This is a genomic window from Paenibacillus zeirhizosphaerae (genome assembly GCF_030705605.1).
In the GTDB taxonomy this organism is placed as follows: domain Bacteria; phylum Bacillota; class Bacilli; order Paenibacillales; family Paenibacillaceae; genus Paenibacillus; species Paenibacillus zeirhizosphaerae.
In genome coordinates this window covers 38,652-54,035 of sequence record NZ_JAPCKK010000001.1, presented here as the reverse complement: position 1 = coordinate 54,035, position 15,384 = coordinate 38,652, and the positions used below count along the sequence as shown (strand labels likewise).

Annotated in this window: 15 protein-coding genes; 1 reads left to right on the top strand and 14 read right to left on the bottom strand. The window is 50.1% G+C overall.

Annotation, left to right across the window (positions count from 1 at the left end; all coding sequences use genetic code 11):
* Positions 1–42 precede the first annotated feature (42 nt).
* From OIN60_RS00305 to cymR, 14 genes are all read right to left on the bottom strand, one after another.
* Entirely contained in the window at positions 43–2,259 is a 2,217-nt protein-coding gene (locus OIN60_RS00305) for a methyl-accepting chemotaxis protein (protein WP_305752873.1), read from the bottom strand.
* 204 nt (positions 2,260–2,463) lie between these two features.
* Complete coding sequence (locus OIN60_RS00300) at positions 2,464–3,792, bottom strand: peptidase U32 family protein (protein ID WP_305752872.1); 1,329 nt, start codon at positions 3,790–3,792, stop codon at positions 2,464–2,466.
* Positions 3,793–3,822: 30 nt separating this feature from the next.
* Positions 3,823–4,752 (bottom strand): peptidase U32 family protein, encoded by a 930-nt coding sequence (locus tag OIN60_RS00295; RefSeq protein ID WP_305752871.1) that lies wholly within the window; start codon positions 4,750–4,752, stop codon positions 3,823–3,825.
* A gap of 12 nt (positions 4,753–4,764) precedes the next feature.
* Complete coding sequence (gene mltG / locus OIN60_RS00290) at positions 4,765–5,814, bottom strand: endolytic transglycosylase MltG (protein WP_305752870.1); 1,050 nt, start codon at positions 5,812–5,814, stop codon at positions 4,765–4,767.
* 90 nt (positions 5,815–5,904) lie between these two features.
* Positions 5,905–6,201, bottom strand: coding sequence for a DUF1292 domain-containing protein (locus OIN60_RS00285; RefSeq protein ID WP_305752869.1), 297 nt, complete (start codon positions 6,199–6,201; stop codon positions 5,905–5,907).
* Complete coding sequence (locus tag OIN60_RS00280; protein ID WP_305752868.1) at positions 6,198–6,503, bottom strand: DUF1292 domain-containing protein; 306 nt, start codon at positions 6,501–6,503, stop codon at positions 6,198–6,200. Before OIN60_RS00280 ends, OIN60_RS00285 begins: the two co-directional genes overlap by 4 nt.
* A 13-nt stretch (positions 6,504–6,516) precedes the next feature.
* Positions 6,517–6,933 carry a Holliday junction resolvase RuvX gene (gene ruvX, locus OIN60_RS00275; RefSeq protein ID WP_305752867.1) on the bottom strand — a complete coding sequence of 139 codons (417 nt, stop codon included), beginning with the start codon at positions 6,931–6,933 and terminating at the stop codon, positions 6,517–6,519.
* 11 nt (positions 6,934–6,944) lie between these two features.
* Complete coding sequence (locus OIN60_RS00270; RefSeq protein WP_305752866.1) at positions 6,945–7,205, bottom strand: IreB family regulatory phosphoprotein; 261 nt, start codon at positions 7,203–7,205, stop codon at positions 6,945–6,947.
* A 146-nt stretch (positions 7,206–7,351) separates the two neighbouring features.
* Positions 7,352–9,985: an alanine--tRNA ligase gene (gene alaS, locus OIN60_RS00265; protein WP_305752865.1), complete on the bottom strand. Its 2,634-nt coding sequence runs from the start codon at positions 9,983–9,985 to the stop codon at positions 7,352–7,354.
* Between the two features lie 351 nt (positions 9,986–10,336).
* On the bottom strand, positions 10,337–11,404 hold the full coding sequence (locus tag OIN60_RS00260) for an AI-2E family transporter (protein WP_305752864.1): 1,068 nt from the start codon (positions 11,402–11,404) through the stop codon (positions 10,337–10,339).
* A 171-nt stretch (positions 11,405–11,575) separates the two neighbouring features.
* A complete protein-coding gene (locus OIN60_RS00255; protein WP_305752863.1) occupies positions 11,576–11,785 on the bottom strand; it encodes a YrzR-like zinc ribbon domain in 210 nt (69 codons plus the stop codon).
* Positions 11,786–11,794: 9 nt separating this feature from the next.
* On the bottom strand, positions 11,795–12,316 hold the full coding sequence (locus tag OIN60_RS00250; RefSeq protein ID WP_305752862.1) for a PRC-barrel domain-containing protein: 522 nt from the start codon (positions 12,314–12,316) through the stop codon (positions 11,795–11,797).
* Positions 12,317–12,447: 131 nt separating this feature from the next.
* The gene (locus OIN60_RS00245; RefSeq protein ID WP_305752861.1) at positions 12,448–13,599 is read right to left on the bottom strand and encodes a cysteine desulfurase family protein; all 1,152 of its coding nucleotides are present in this window, start codon (positions 13,597–13,599) and stop codon (positions 12,448–12,450) included.
* Positions 13,600–13,613: 14 nt separating this feature from the next.
* Entirely contained in the window at positions 13,614–14,033 is a 420-nt protein-coding gene (cymR, locus tag OIN60_RS00240) for a cysteine metabolism transcriptional regulator CymR (protein ID WP_305752860.1), read from the bottom strand.
* Positions 14,034–14,243: 210 nt separating this feature from the next.
* On the opposite strand from cymR, the gene mnmA reads away from it, so the two are divergent.
* Positions 14,244–15,374 (top strand): tRNA 2-thiouridine(34) synthase MnmA, encoded by a 1,131-nt coding sequence (gene mnmA, locus OIN60_RS00235; RefSeq protein WP_305752859.1) that lies wholly within the window; start codon positions 14,244–14,246, stop codon positions 15,372–15,374.
* The last annotated feature ends 10 nt before the right edge of the window (positions 15,375–15,384 follow it).

Below are 15,384 nucleotides of genomic sequence, written 5' to 3'. Positions count from 1 at the left end.
TCTACTTTCGGGATGCTCCCCTCATTTATCATAACAGTTACCTTAAACTCTGAAATTGGATAACGTCTGCTTCAGACTGCCTGATACGTTTTCAAGCTTTTCTGAAAGCTGTACAAGCTGACTGGCGACATTTTCCTGCTCGCTGCTCAGCGAGGCAACCTCCTCCGAGGTTGCGGAGGATTGCTCTGCTACAGCGCTGACATTACCCATGGCATCGGACAATACCTCCTGCGATTGGTTAAGCTCTTCAATCGAGCTGGTCACCGCAGTCAAGCTGCTGATGAAATCTTGCATCTGCTGCTGTACCGATTGGAAAATTTCTGAAGTCTCTTCAACAGCCTCAATTTGCTGTCTGAACAAAGGATATGCCTCCGTCAACGCCTCGACCGTTTCATTCATTTCGGTAACGATGTTATTAACGATGCCGCCAGCCATAATAATGGCCTGTCGCGATTGGTCAGCCAGCTGTCGGATTTCATCCGCCACCACCATGAACCCGCGTCCGGCTGCGCCTGCCCGTGCTGCTTCAATGGTCGCATTCAGGGACAGGATATTCGTCTGCTTTGTGATGTTCTGCAGCGCATCCAGCACCTGAAATACGGTGGAAGTGGTGTCTTTCAGCTTGTCCACTTTCGTGACGAGCGCACGTGTCGTTTCTTCCGTTGCCTTGGTTTTGCCCATCAGTTGCTTCAGTTGTTCACTGCCTGTTTCACTGGAGCGCCCCACATCCCGCGCAGCTTCTCCCATTTCCGAATTGTGGGTAATAACGTTCTCCATCTGGCGTGTAATATTTTCGGTCAGCGTATTGCCGCGCTCCGCTTCCGTAGCAAGGCTGGAGGCGCCATTGGCGATTTCTTCGGTCGCAACGGCAATTTCTCTGGCCGAAATGGCCGTCTTTCTGGAAGCATCGCTCAACTCGGAGGCTGTCACCAGAACATCCTGGGCTGTTGAATTCGTCTGTTCTACCAGCTCGGTAATCTGCTCCATCATCGCATTAAAGCTGACAGAGAGCTGGCCAATCTCATCTTGGGAGCGGTAATCGGTGCGGACACCAAGGTTGCCTTTGGCACCTTCGTTCATCAGATCCTTCATGTGCTTCAACGGACGGCCGATCATGCGCACCATCCACAACCCCAGAAGTACGGCGACCACCGCAGCCGCAATCATAAACACCCAGGTAAGAATCAGAATGCCTTTGGTGCTTTGCAGCAACGTGGAAACAGGTACAATTCCGTTCAAGATCCATTGGGATGTGCCAAGTGTAGTATGAACAGACATCACTTTCTGGTTTTTACCATTGAAATCTACACTTACCATATTGCTGCCCTGAGGCGTTTTTATTTCTTTCACATAATCCAGCGTCTGCCCGCTGCCGATTAGATCCGCCTGATTAGATGCAGTCGGTATACCCTCGCTAGTCACGAGATGGATCGCTCCGCCTTCTCCCAGGTCCAATCCTTGCAATTGCTCTTCAAGAGAGCTCAACTTGAGATCCATCACAAGTATATACTTGGCGCCTAACACGGAAAGGTCGTTCATCGAACGCACCAGCCGGTAAGTCTTGATCCCGGAGCTGCTGACTTCTGTTGGCAACCACCGCACCCCTGTAGTTTGAAGCATTTCATTGAACCAAGGCTCCGATCGCACATCTCTTTTATTGCCGGTTCCCATGATCACTCCATCCGGGTCTTCGGGATACAAATAAATGGATTCGATCGCCTTATTGTTAAATGCTAAGTTAGTCAACTTCTTCGTTACCGAGTCTGTCGCAAGAAACGCGTCATAAGAGGAAACGTCCGAATTACTCATCGTCCGCAGCAGTTCTCCAATCTCGTTATCAAAGAAGATTTGGGTTGAGGTATCCAAAAAACGCTCCAAAATAATGTCCAGCTTTTCGGCCGTCTGATTTACCGTCTGCTGATAAGCCAACGCGGCATTTTGCTCAATCGTGTTGCGAGCGGTTACATAAGAAATAACCCCCAAGCTGACCACTGCGATCATTATCGTTACAAAGAAAATCAAAAACAGCTTCATCCCGACAGATTTTACAGGATTCGCTTGTTTGATCAAAGAGATATATTCCTTTGGCGATTTTTTGAAATTCCAGCCTGGTCCGTTTCTCTTACCACGCTCGGGCAGCTTCCACTTTACCTTCAATGCAGGCAATTTCAGCTTGCTCTTCAGGTTTGGAATAACTTCCTTCTTTTCGTTGCTTCGTGCTTCTCTACTTTTATTCTCTCTTTTTGGCGTTAAGCCCATCTCTCTCACCTGCCGGATGTTATTCTTCCCCACATTATCCCTGAGATGCTATCTATGTATGTAACGATATTATACGACAAAAGTCAGGCTTGTCAGCCGTAATCCCCAAAATAAACTGAAACTTTTTTCCTATAAAACTATAAAAAAAAGAGGCCTCCCGACCGATATAGGAGGACCTCTTCACAAACTTCGTTTTGATGTACTTTATTTTTTCTTACGCATCATATCAAAATAAGAAACCGGCTGTTCTACGACCATCTTCACCGGCTGCAGTGGATGACGTGCAGCGTCCAGCTCGTTGCCTTCTTCGTCCCAGAGCGTACCGACCGTTTGCTTGAAGAACGTCCCGTTAGGCCCAAAAAATTCAATCTGCTGGCCTGGCTTGAAATGGTTGCGCTGCTGAATCGTCGCCCTACGCGTCTCTGGATCGTAATCCAGCACCAATCCAGCGAAGTCATAAGGTACAGCCTTCTCTTCCGGCTCATAAATATGATCTTCATGGTCTGGCGTATCATAGAAGAAGCCTGTGTTCAACGGACGGTTGGCCGCCTTGTTCATTTCTTCAACCCACTCTGGCTTCAGCACATAGTTATCAGGATCAGCCATGTAAGAATCAATAGCCTGGCGGTATACATTGATCACTGTTGCCACGTAATGGATGGATTTCATGCGTCCTTCTACTTTAAAGCTGTCCACACCCGCATCAATCAGATCCGGTATATGCTCAATCATACACAAATCCTTGGAGCCCATGCTGAAAGGATTGTCTTTCTCATCATAAAGCGGCAGTTGGTTCACCCCAAGACGGAACTGCTCCAGAACTCTGTTATCTCTAGCTTCTTCCTCCGATACCCATATTTCGGCGGAGCGAGCGTCTTCAAACAGATCATACTTCCAGCGGCAGGACTGACAGCAGCCGCCCCGGTTGGAGTCCCTGTCCGTAAAGTGATTGGACAGCACACAACGTCCCGAGAAAGAAGAGCACATCGCACCATGGATGAATGCTTCAATTTCGATATCCACATGATCCTTGATTTCCGCAATCTCTTCCAAGCTCGTCTCGCGACCCAATACGACACGCGGCAAGCCTTCTTCTTTCCAAAACTTCACGGCCTGCCAATTCAGTGTGGACTGCTGTGTGCTCAAGTGCACCTCCAGCTCCGGCACGGCTTTACGTGCCACCTGGATAATCGCCGGGTCTGCCGCAATGATGGCGGATATTCCAGCCTCATACAGCTTGCGCAAATACGCTTCAATTCCCTCAATATCTTCATTGTGGGCATAAATATTCGTAGCTACAAATACTTTAGCACCATACTTTTTGGCAAACTCAACGCCCTCCTTCATTTCTTCGAAACTGAAGTTGTCGGCGTTGGAGCGAAGGCCGTAGTGCTGACCGCCAATGTAAACAGCATCAGCACCATAATGAATTGCAAATTTCAGCTTTTCCAGATTTCCTGCGGGAGCGAGCAGTTCCGGCTTATCCAGACGATAACGCTTGCCTGTATATTTACGCTTGGTTAAGGTCCCCATCGTTTCGTTCACCCCTTTGTTCTTTAATCTTTAATAGACCTGTTCTTTATAGAAAAACCCGAAAGAAAGTTCCCTTTCCGGGTCCTGTAGTTTGCGGACTTCATCCAGCCAGGCTTCGTCAAATGCGTAGGCTTCCGGGTTGCTGAAATAGCTGTCGATGGCTGTGCGGTAAGCCCTGACCACTGCCTCATTGTAGGCTGTCGGCTTCAGAAGGCCCTCAATTTTGAAACTGTGAACCTCTGCTGCCATGAGCAGATGAAGGTCCTCGATAATGCATATATCATCAGAACTCATAATATGAGTTCCGTTAATATCCTCATAGATCGGAAATTTCTCTTCTCTGCGTTCTGCCTCGATCAGGAACAAGTGGCGGTCCTTCCCGAGATTCCCTTCCACCGGCCTGCCCTGATGCTGCATGTAGCTGGCCACTAGTCTGCGCTTTGAATGGTAAATATTAGTCAATCCGTGCACTTGAATCTGGGCTTCTACCTTCAGACTCGGGATCATTTCGGTGATCTCATCCATGCTGAGCTCTCTTGCAAGCACAACGCGGGAGGCGCCCTTTTCTCCCCAGTAATTCGCGGTTGAATAGTTGGTCGAGGTCATCTCCGCATTCCAGAACAGCGATATGTGCGGGGCATGCTCCTTCACCGCAGCAAGCACGGACGGATCATTGAACTCTATCGCATCCACTCCAATGGAACCGAGCATCTGTACATAACCCGGAATTTCAGGGAGCAGCTCGTTGGTCATCAGATTATTCATGGAAACATATACTTTGGCGCCGCGTGCATGCGCAGCCTCCACCGTATTTTTGATTTCGTCGAGTGTAAAGCTGCCTGCCAGACGCATTCCGAATCGGTCTTCTCCGATCAGCAGCGCATCCGCGCCCGCATCCAGCATCTGCACAGCTTCTCCCGGCGAAGCTGCCGTAACGAGCAGCTCGGGTTTATCAGCCACTGGACTTACCTCCTATTGTGTCACACTTTGACTTTTTTCGATATTGTTTAAATGTTCCTGATAGGTCTTGGCGAATAAATGCTCACGGGAGCCATCCTTCTTCGTCACATAGAAGAAATAATCCGTCTCGGCAGGTTCCAGCACCGCCTGGATGGAACCCAGGCTCGGACTGGCAATCGGACCTGCAGGGAGCCCCTCATTCGTATACGTATTATAGGGTGAGTCCACTCTCAGATCCTTGAATAACAGCCGTTCCTTCTGCTTATCCAGCATATATTGAACGGTTGCATCGATTTCGAGCTTTTGCCCCTTCTCCAGCCTGTTATAGATGATTCCGGCTACAATAGGTCGTTCTTGATCCACAACCACCTCTCGCTCCACTAGTGAAGCCACGGTTAGCAGCTCGTGAACTGTCTCTTGGCGTTCCTCAAGCTTCTGCTGCAGGTCTGGAATGCTGTCCAGCTCTTTCTGTGTCTGCTCCAGCATAGCCGTCATAATGTCTTTCACCGTGCTGTCCTTAGGCAGCTCATAGGTTTCCGGAAACAGATAACCTTCCAGCTTGTAACGTAATGACTTGTCCTCCGGGGTATACTCCAGCAGTGGCATGTTAAATTGTACCGGATCGTTCGCGAGCTTCAGAAACTCATCCTTATCCACAATGCCTTCCTGCTGCAATCGATCAGCGATTTGCAGCACGGTGTACCCTTCAGGAACTGTAAACCGGATCATTTCCTCCGGCACAACATCTCCACTGGACAACTTAGCGATCAGCTCCTTAAACGTGGCCCCAGGCTGTGCCTCATAATTACCGGCCTGAAAACCTCTGCCCTGCTCCGTAAACTTCAGGTAAGCTTTAAAAACGGTAGAATTCCGAATAAGCCCTTTTTTTTCAAGCAAATCTGCAATTTGCGATGATCCCATTCCTTGTTCTACGGTAAACGCAACCGTTTCCGCTTGCGATTGGACAGGCTGCATCATTTGCCGAAAATAGAATACCGCCCCTGCCACGAGCAGTAATAAAATGAGCAGGAGCAGCACTCCAGTCCTAGCTTTGCGCTTCAAAACATCCAACCCCTTCACAACCAAAAAGAGCGGACAAGTCCGCCCTTTCCGGGAATACATTCAGGCTAAAAGTCATTTTATAACCTCGGGTTATTCCGGGAAGGTACATTCGTCGTACAACTCCGCAATATCCTCCCACTCGTCATCATCTTCGATGACCGTCAGCTCGGGCTTGCCGTCTTGCCATATCACCCTGAAAAGCTCATACTCTCTCGAAGCTGCGATCTGCCCACGCAGAACCGCATATGCCTGTCCCCCGACCTCAAACTCAGCCTCTAACGAGTAAGGAACAGAATGTCCTTCCTCATCTTCAAGCTCCACTTCGGAACCAAAGGCCTCCTTCAAGCCGGTCGTCCAGGTTAGATCATTACGGGAATACATCGTCATTTCTCAAAATCCTCATCGTCTGCTTCTACAAAAGTATTAAATGTTTCTTCGACAATTTCCCATTCAGCATCATCCGTAATCGGAAACAATTTAATATCATCACCGTCTTCCTCATACCGGAAGGCGTAAACATCCGTTTCATTCTCTTCAGGTTCGACCGGTGCAACCATCATATATTTGGCATCAGAGCCATCCACTTCGAATTTCATAATGACCTCGAATTCTTCTTCGTTGCCTTCTTCGTCGTCGATATAAATAATTTCCGGTTGCTCTTCTTCCAAGTCCACTCGATTATCCGCCATTGCGAAATCCCCCTCACCTTCTAATGTTAGCATCCAAATAATTTTGCAAAATCAAGCCTGCGGCCATTTTGTCTACAACCTGCTTGCGCTTCTTCCGGCTGACGTCCGCTTCCAATAGCGTCCGTTCAGCCGCGACGGTTGTAAGCCGCTCATCCCAAAGGTGAACGGGGATGTTCAATAACTCGCGTAATTTTTCGGCAAAAGCCATCGCAATCTCACCACGCGGACCAATGGTTCCGTTCATATTCTTGGGAAGCCCAACAACAATCTCGGACACCTCATTGCCCCGCACCAGCTCGGCAATTTTGCCATACTCGCTTTCGTCCTTACGCCGTTCAACAACTTCCAATCCTTGAGCGGTCCAGCCGAAGGCATCGCTTATTGCGACGCCGATTCTGCGGTCCCCATAATCCAGTCCCATGACTCTCATTCAGTCTTCCCCTAACGATGGTTGGCTAAATAGGAACGGACTAGTTCTTCAATCAGTTCATCACGTTCTTTCTTGCGAACCAGACTTCTGGCGTTGTTGTGCCGAGGGATATAAGCTGGATCCCCTGACAGCAGATAGCCGACGATTTGATTGATCGGATTATATTCCTTCTCGACCAAAGCATCGTATACCGTCAGCAATATTTCTTGCGATGAAGCTTCTTTCTCGTCGGCCTTGACGTTAAACTTGACCGTCTTATCCATGGAATCCATGTAGACACCTCGCTTCCACAAAAACACATACACATGTTTATGCCAGCTTTTCTTCTATATCATATCATAACCTGGTACCCGCAAGGAAACAAACGACCCGGATTTCCCAGATTTCTGTATATTTTTTTACCTTATGGCTTGTTTATTCAGTTGCTGGAAGCTTGGGTCACCAGTTTTACAGCAAGGGCAAGCGCTTCGTCCAGCTTGGAAGCATCCCGGCCTCCGGCCTGGGCCATATCCGGGCGTCCTCCCCCGCCACCACCGGTGACGGCGGCAATTTCTTTCACCAGCTTACCGGCATGAAGACCCGCCTTAACCTGTTCGACAGGCACGGCTACGACGAAGTTCACTTTGTCCTCCATTGCAGCTCCAAGCACAAGCACCGTGGACGGCAGCGTGACCTTGAGCTCGTCGGCAATCGCACGTAGGCTGTCCATTGTGGATGCCTGTACCCGAACTGCCAGCAACTGCGTGCCTCCGGCCTGTACAACCTTGTCGGTTAACTGACCGGCCTCAATGGCGCTCAGCTTGCCCTGCAGCGACTCGTTCTCGCGGCTGAGCTCTTTGATCTGCTGGTGCAGTCCCTCAATCCGTTTTGGCACTTCATTGACATTCGATTTCAGAAGTGCGGACGCGGTCTTCAGCAGCTCAAGCTGGCCTTCCGAATATTCGTAGGCATAACGTCCAGTTACTGCTTCAATTCTGCGCACGCCGGAGCCGATGCCGCTCTCACTCATCAGCTTGAACAACCCGATTTGGGAGGTATTACCCACATGACAGCCACCGCAAAGCTCAATACTGTAATCTCCCGCTTGGACGACCCGTACAATGTCCCCGTACTTCTCACCGAAGAGAGCCATCGCTCCCCGCGCCTTGGCTTCATCGATCGGCATTAGATCAATGACGACTTTATCCTGGCTCCAGATATGGGAGTTGACTCTGCGTTCGATATCCGCCAGCTCTTCGGCGGAAATGCTGCCAAAGTGCGAGAAGTCAAAACGCAGGCGTGAAGCTTCCACCAGGGAACCCGCCTGATTAACATGCTCGCCTAACACCTCTTTCAGCGCTTTATGAAGGAGATGTGTGGCGGTATGGTTTTTCTCGATATCCTGACGGGCCTCCGCGTTCACTTCAGCACGCACGGTATCGCCTACGCGCAGTTCGCCTGCTTCCACCAGAATCTGATGGACATGCTGGCCTTGCGGCGCTTTGCTCATTCCCTCAACCTTGGCAGTTACCGTTCCTCCATGCAGCATCCCGTGGTCGCTGACCTGTCCGCCACTTTCCGCATAAAATGGGGTAACATCCAGCACAATCTGAGCCGTCTGTCCTTCACCTATAGTATCGACAAGCGCTTCCTCATAAATTATAGCCAGCACCTTGGACTCAGTTACGAGGTCATTATATCCAACAAATTCGCTTTTAACCGTCAGTTCGGAGAGCGCTCCGCCCTGTATCTTCATGCTGCCGTTGTCCTGGCGTGCGGCGCGGGCGCGGTCCCGCTGCTCCTGCATCGCCTGGTCGAAGCCTTCACGGTCAACAGTCAAGCCATGCTCGCTTGCATAATCCTCCGTAAGGTCAAAAGGAAATCCATACGTATCGTAAAGCTTGAAAGCGTCCGCGCCGCTGATGACCGTTTGCCCGGCCGCTTGGGCGCGCTCGCTGATCTCGGCCAGAATGGCAAGGCCGTCGCTCAGCGTCTCATGGAAACGCTCTTCTTCCGTTTTGATAACCTTCACAATGAAGTCCCGCTTGTCTACAACCTCTGGATAGTAGCCCCCCATCACGTCGCCGACGGTCTCCACCAGATCGTACATAAACGGCCGATCCAGCCCCAGCATTTTGCCGTAACGGACCGCACGGCGCAGCAGACGGCGGATGACATAGCCGCGTCCTTCATTGGAAGGCAGCACCCCGTCCCCAACCGCGAAGGTCACTGTACGAATATGATCCGCGATTACCTTAAGGGCGATATCCTTCTCCAGATCTTCGTTGTATTTTACACCAGCCATGGCAGCCGTCTTCTGAATCATCGGCTGGAACAGATCCGTATCAAAGTTGGAGTTCACATCCTGCAGGATGGAAGCGAAACGCTCCAGGCCTGCGCCTGTATCGATATTTTTGTTCGGGAGCGGCGTATAGCTGCCGTCCTTGTTGTGGTTGAACTGAGAGAACACGAGGTTCCACACTTCCAGATAGCGTTCATTCTCGCCGCCCGGATACATTTCCGGATCGGACATATCGTTGCCGTAAGCCTCGCCGCGGTCATAGAAAATTTCCGTACACGGACCGCATGGACCCTCGCCGATATCCCAGAAGTTATCCTCCAGCTTAATGATGCGCTCCGCCGGAAGGCCGATTTTCTCATTCCAGTATCTGTAGGCCTCTTCATCCTCCGGATACACCGTGACAGACAGCCGTTCAGGATCAAAGCCGATCCACTTCGGACTGGTAAGGAATTCCCATGCCCAGGTAATGATTTCTTCTTTAAAATAGTCTCCGATGGAGAAGTTGCCCAGCATCTCGAAAAAAGTATGGTGTCTGCGCGTTTTGCCGACATTCTCAATGTCATTGGTGCGGATACATTTCTGCGAATTCGCAATGCGCGGATTTTCAGGCTTTACCCTTCCATCGAAATAAGGCTTTAAAGGCGCCATTCCCGCATTGATCCACAGCAGCGTTGGGTCATTGTGCGGAACAAGCGAAGCGCTCGGTTCAATCGTATGCCCTTTTTCCTCAAAAAACTCCAGCCATTTGGAGCGAATTTCACTGGCTTTCATAACACATGCCTCCATCGGTTCAAAAGTAGGTGAAAACAGAAAAAAGCCCCTGAAAAATCAGGGACGAATGTATCGCGGTACCACCCTGGTTATCGCTGTCTCTGCCTGAGCAGGCACGAGCGATCGCCTTGTACGGACCCGTAACGGGGTTCCTGCCGGCGGGGATGAGCCGCACTCCGAAATGAGCTTTCCGCCGTTATCTGACACAGGCTCTTTCAGCCTTCACGGAAGAACCTGTGAAGAAGCCCGCTCTCTGGGAAAGGAACCCGGCGTACTTAATTTCATCAACGTTTTATCCTGTAAACATACATATTTGATTATACTTACGAGCATAACCCCTGTCAATAAAGTCTAAACTGGTTTTCGTTTCAGATAATAGGCGAAAAGCCTCTGTATTACTACTTTCAGTACAGCCATCACCGGCACGGCCAAAATAAGCCCCGGAATGCCTGCCACCTCTCCACCTACCAGAAGGGCAAAAATGATCGCCAAGGGATGCAAATGCAGCGTCCTGCCTACCACCTGCGGCGACACCACATTACTCTCCAGAATTTGGCACACGATATTCACGATTATGACCACTATCACCATTTTCATCGATATCGTTGAAGCCATAATAACCGCCGGTGCAGCTCCTAGGAAAGGTCCCAGATACGGAATGATATTAAAGAGCGCCACAATGCTGGCAAGGAGCAGAGCATAGGGCATTCCGGCAATCATGTACCCCGCATAAGCCAGCGCACCCATAATGACGCATACCAGAAATTGGCCCCGAATATAATGGCCTAGCGCCGTATCGATTTCCTTCAGCATGACCACGATTCCCTTGCGATGGGCGCCAGGAAGAATCGACACCACGGCCCGTTCGAACACATCAAAATCCTTGAGAATATAGAAAATCAAGAACGGCACGATGAAAATATTAAGCAGCGTATTGATCATGCCGCCGATATTATCCATAATCCCCGAAATGACTGAGGAAATCCGGTTCTCCAGTTGGAAAAACCATTGATTCATTCCGCTGCGAACGCCGCCAGGCATCATTTGATTGTCCAGATCGGTCAGCAATCCTTGCGCATGCATTGTTATTTCGGGCAAATGCTCATTTAATTCTTCGAGCTGCTCAATCAGCATAGGGATAATGTTCATCAGCACAACGCCAAGGCTGGTCAGGAAAAAAGCATAGATGAGTAGAACCGCTACTCCCCTCGGAACCTTTCTGCTGCTGAGCATATTCACAACAGGGTTAAGGACATAGGAAATGATCATAGCCACCGCGAAGGGCGCAATAATCGTTTTAATAAAACGGTATGTAGTGAAGAACAGCGGACGCAGGAGCCACAGGAAGTATAAAATCATCAAACCCAGCAGCAGCAGCACACCGTAACGAAAATATCTGTTTTTGGCTAAATGCTCCATATTCTGCTTCACCTTCTTTTTGGGACTGGCTTTCCGATTCAGTATATGCCGAAGCAGACCGGATTAACCCCCCACATTCCCGCCGTACAAAAAACGCGCCTGATCCTCCGGTATCCGAAAGAACAAGCGCGTATTAAACCACACCATACGAAGCCCGCAAGCCGCCATCACTCAAGAGGATGCCTGTGCCTGCGGGAATTCCTGGGTGTATTCCTCGCCAAAGAACAGATCGTCCAGCGAGCTGAGCGTTCCATCTTCTTCAACTTGGTAGACGGACATTTTGTCGCCATTTACCTGCAGTTCAATGTAGCAGCCCCAGCAGTAAAACTGGTGAGAGCCGATTTTGCCTATATCTTTGGAATTACAATTTGGACATTTCATAATTTCACCCTATCCGTTAACAGAATGTATAACTTTCTCCAATCGCTGCTCGCTCAGCGGGGGAACCATAATGGCATTCTCCCCGATGGACATGTCGTCAGTGCAGGGCAACCATTTCCGCCCTTCGATCAAGTCCGAAACGAAGCCGTCGCTTATTTCCAACCCCTTTACTTTGTTTCCCAATTCCTGGTCAAAATAAACATCGGTGACATGTCCAAGCATAAGTCCCTCCTCCGTCAGAACGGACAGATCCTTAAGCTTGCTGCCGCCAAGAAGGTAAGTATAATGTATGTCGTCGGCCTCCGTATTGCGGACAGCCTGCTGATTGCGAATCATAACGGCGTCTTCTCCATAAGCTACGATATCTTCCCAATCAACGGTCTTGACGTGAGAGGAAAAGAGACCCTTGCCCTCCAATTCAATCCCTTGAATGGTCCAGTCCGCCGTAAGTATAAAATCATGTATTTTACCAATCTGCTTGCCGTCCTCCACATCGAAAACAGCAAGACCGATCATATCCTGAAGCTTCATGCCGGGTGCCTCCTCATCATGTATATTCCGAACATGCGGTGAAGTCTTGCTCTTGAATGCCAGTACCTTTGCCGTTCGGCTGATGAAATGGAAATTAGCGCTACCCTCCTTATCCATATGCAGAGTTTCCCCTAGTGTCTATTACGCAATCTTTTCGCTATGGTTGCAATTTTTTCAGCCACGTATTCCATTTCTTTCGTAGTATTACCCAAACCGAAGCTAAAACGAATCGCAGAACGCAAAACATCTTCGGGAAGATTCATGGCCTCCAGGACATGAGACAGCTCAATCGAGCCGGACGTGCAAGCTGAACCGCTTGCCGCCGCGATTCCTTCCATATCCAGATTCATTAGCATCGTCTCCGTGCCACAGCCAGGAAAGCTGAGATTCACGATGTGCGGCAGGAAATGCTCACTGCTGCCGTTCAACGTAAATCCGTCGCTGCCGAGTCTCTCCTCCAGACCGTTCAGCAGCGTGCTGCGGAGAGACAGATCATGCGCTCTCCGCCCATGCACCGAGGCCGTTGCAATCGTGGCAGCCTTTGCAAAACCAGCGATGCCCGCCATATTTTCAGTGCCCGCCCGCCGCTGCTTCTCTTGCAATCCTCCGTAAAGCCGAGGTTGAATGGCTGTGCCGCGGCGGATATACAGAGCTCCAACCCCCTGTGGGCCGTTGATTTTATGCGCGGACACGCTCAGCAGGTCCACCGGCAAATCACGGCATGAAATCGGCAACGCTCCTAAGGCTTGTACAGCATCGACGTGAAACAGGATGCCCCTGCTTTGCGCCAGCTCTCCGATCTGGGCGACTGGCTGAACCGTTCCTACTTCATTATTGGCATACATCATGCTGATCAGGAACGTATCCGGCCGGATGGCAGCCTCGATCTCTTCCGGAAGCACACGCCCAGTGTGATCCACAGGCACATATGTAACTTCATAGCCCAGATGCTCGAGCTCGGAACAGCTATGGAGCACCGCATGATGTTCTATCGCTGTTGTTATGATATGCCCGTTCTTGCGCCCTTTGGCGAAAGCCGCTCCGAAGAGGGCCAGATTGTCGCTTTCCGTGCCCCCGGACGTAAAAATCAATTCTTCCGGCAGACAGCCTAAAGAAGCCGCAACGACGTCGCGTGCTTCACTGACGGTGCGCTTGGCGGCACGACCGAAAGCGTGCACGCTTGAAGCGTTGCCAAATTGACCGGTCATGATGTCCATCATGACCTGCGCAACCTCAGGATGTACGGGAGTCGATGCGGCATGGTCTACATAAATCCGTTTCATGGCAAGCCACCTCGTCAGATATAGAACATGTAATTGTCATTTTGATCTTTTTCCTGATACGTTATCAAGTCTTTCAGGGTTGTCGAATCCAGTACTTCAGCAATGCTGTCCCGGATACGAAGCCACAAATTCCGTTTCGCCGGATCGTCCTCTTCCGTAAAATCAACAGGTGAAATCGGCCCTTCAAGCACGCGGATGATATCCCCTGCGGTTACTTCCGCCGGATCGCCAGACAGAATATATCCACCATATGCCCCTCGGATGCTCTTAACTAGACCGGCATTGCGGAGCGGAGCGATCAACTGCTCCAGATAGTGCTCGGAGAGTTGATTTCTCTCGGCAATACTTTTTAAAGAAGTCGGCCCTTCTCCGTATTTCGCGGCAAGCTCCATCATGATCGTCAATCCGTAACGTCCTTTAGTCGATATCTTCAAAGGTGCCACCTCTTCATTAATAAATTGCTGCATAATGCAATAAAAAATCATTCTATTCCGATCATACCTCTTATGGTATCATATCCAGATCGTTTATGGTAACCATTCCTTGACTGATTGTCAATTTGTTTTTTGAACTTGCAACAAATTGTGTTACAATATGAGGGTTAAGGATTCATTCCCTTAACCAATCCAACGAAAGAAACGGTGATGACGATGGTAAAAGCCAATCAAGATACCCGTGTCGTCGTCGGTATGTCGGGAGGCGTCGACTCCTCCGTAACGGCCCTTCTGTTGAAGCAGCAGGGTTATGACGTAATCGGCATCTTCATGAAAAACTGGGATGACACGGATGAGTTCGGTCACTGTACGGCCGAAGAAGATGCGGAAGATGTACGCCGTGTCTGCGAGCAAATAGATATCCCCTACTATACCGTCAATTTTGAAAAAGAATACTATGATAAAGTATTCTCCTATTTTCTTGATGAATATAAGTCCGGACGCACTCCAAATCCGGACGTCCTGTGCAACCGCGAGATCAAATTCGGCGAGTTTCTGAATAAAGCGCTCGACTTGGGGGCTGACTACGTGGCAACAGGCCATTACGCAAGAGTAGTGGAGAATAACGGAGTCTTTTCTCTTTTGCGTGGTGTGGATAATAACAAGGATCAAACCTATTTTCTGAACGCGCTCAACCAGAAGCAGTTGTCCAGAGCGATGTTTCCCATAGGTCATATCCCCAAACCGGAAGTGCGGCGGATCGCTGAAGAAGCCGGTCTGTACACAGCCAAGAAAAAAGACAGCACTGGCGTATGCTTCATCGGCGAGCGCAACTTCAAGGAGTTCCTGAGCAATTATCTGCCTGCCAAAGGCGGTGACATGGTCGATATCGTAAGCGGTGAGGTCAAAGGCCGCCATGACGGCCTGATGTATTATACACTCGGGCAGCGCCAAGGGCTGGGTATCGGCGGATCAGGCACAGGTGAGCCGTGGTTTGTAGCCGATAAAGATCTGGAACGTAACATTTTGTACGTTGTTCAGGGGGACAAGCATCCGAGCCTGTACTCGACAGGACTGATTGCCGAGAGTGTGAACTGGATCGCTGGCACGGACGCCATTCCGTCCGCGCCACTGCACTGCACAGCGAAATTCCGTTACCGCCAGCCGGATCAAGGGGTTACGCTGACCTGGCGCGAAGACGGTTCGGTGCACGTTGACTTTGATCAGCATCAAAAGGCGGTCACACCGGGTCAGGCGGTCGTGTTCTATGACGGTGATGTTTGTCTTGGCGGCGGCACCATCGACAAGATCGAGAAGCTGCAGCCGCAGCTTCAAGCCTGATCGACGCGTC

Bases quoted from the DNA above. Each gene is read 5' to 3' on its own strand.
- OIN60_RS00305 (WP_305752873.1), bottom strand. From the start codon at position 2,259: ATGGGCTTAACGCCAAAAAGAGAGAATAAAAGTAGAGAAGCACGAAGC.
- OIN60_RS00300 (WP_305752872.1), bottom strand. From the start codon at position 3,792: ATGGGGACCTTAACCAAGCGTAAATATACAGGCAAGCGTTATCGTCTG.
- OIN60_RS00285 (WP_305752869.1), bottom strand. From the start codon at position 6,201: ATGACGATGTATTCCCGTAATGATCTAACCTGGACGACCGGCTTGAAG.
- OIN60_RS00280 (WP_305752868.1), bottom strand. From the start codon at position 6,503: ATGGCGGATAATCGAGTGGACTTGGAAGAAGAGCAACCGGAAATTATT.
- ruvX (WP_305752867.1), bottom strand. From the start codon at position 6,933: ATGAGAGTCATGGGACTGGATTATGGGGACCGCAGAATCGGCGTCGCA.
- OIN60_RS00270 (WP_305752866.1), bottom strand. From the start codon at position 7,205: ATGGATTCCATGGATAAGACGGTCAAGTTTAACGTCAAGGCCGACGAG.
- alaS (WP_305752865.1), bottom strand. From the start codon at position 9,985: ATGAAAGCCAGTGAAATTCGCTCCAAATGGCTGGAGTTTTTTGAGGAA.
- OIN60_RS00260 (WP_305752864.1), bottom strand. From the start codon at position 11,404: ATGGAGCATTTAGCCAAAAACAGATATTTTCGTTACGGTGTGCTGCTG.
- OIN60_RS00255 (WP_305752863.1), bottom strand. From the start codon at position 11,785: ATGAAATGTCCAAATTGTAATTCCAAAGATATAGGCAAAATCGGCTCT.
- OIN60_RS00250 (WP_305752862.1), bottom strand. From the start codon at position 12,316: ATGAAGCTTCAGGATATGATCGGTCTTGCTGTTTTCGATGTGGAGGAC.
- OIN60_RS00245 (WP_305752861.1), bottom strand. From the start codon at position 13,599: ATGAAACGGATTTATGTAGACCATGCCGCATCGACTCCCGTACATCCT.
- mnmA (WP_305752859.1), top strand. From the start codon at position 14,244: ATGACGATGGTAAAAGCCAATCAAGATACCCGTGTCGTCGTCGGTATG.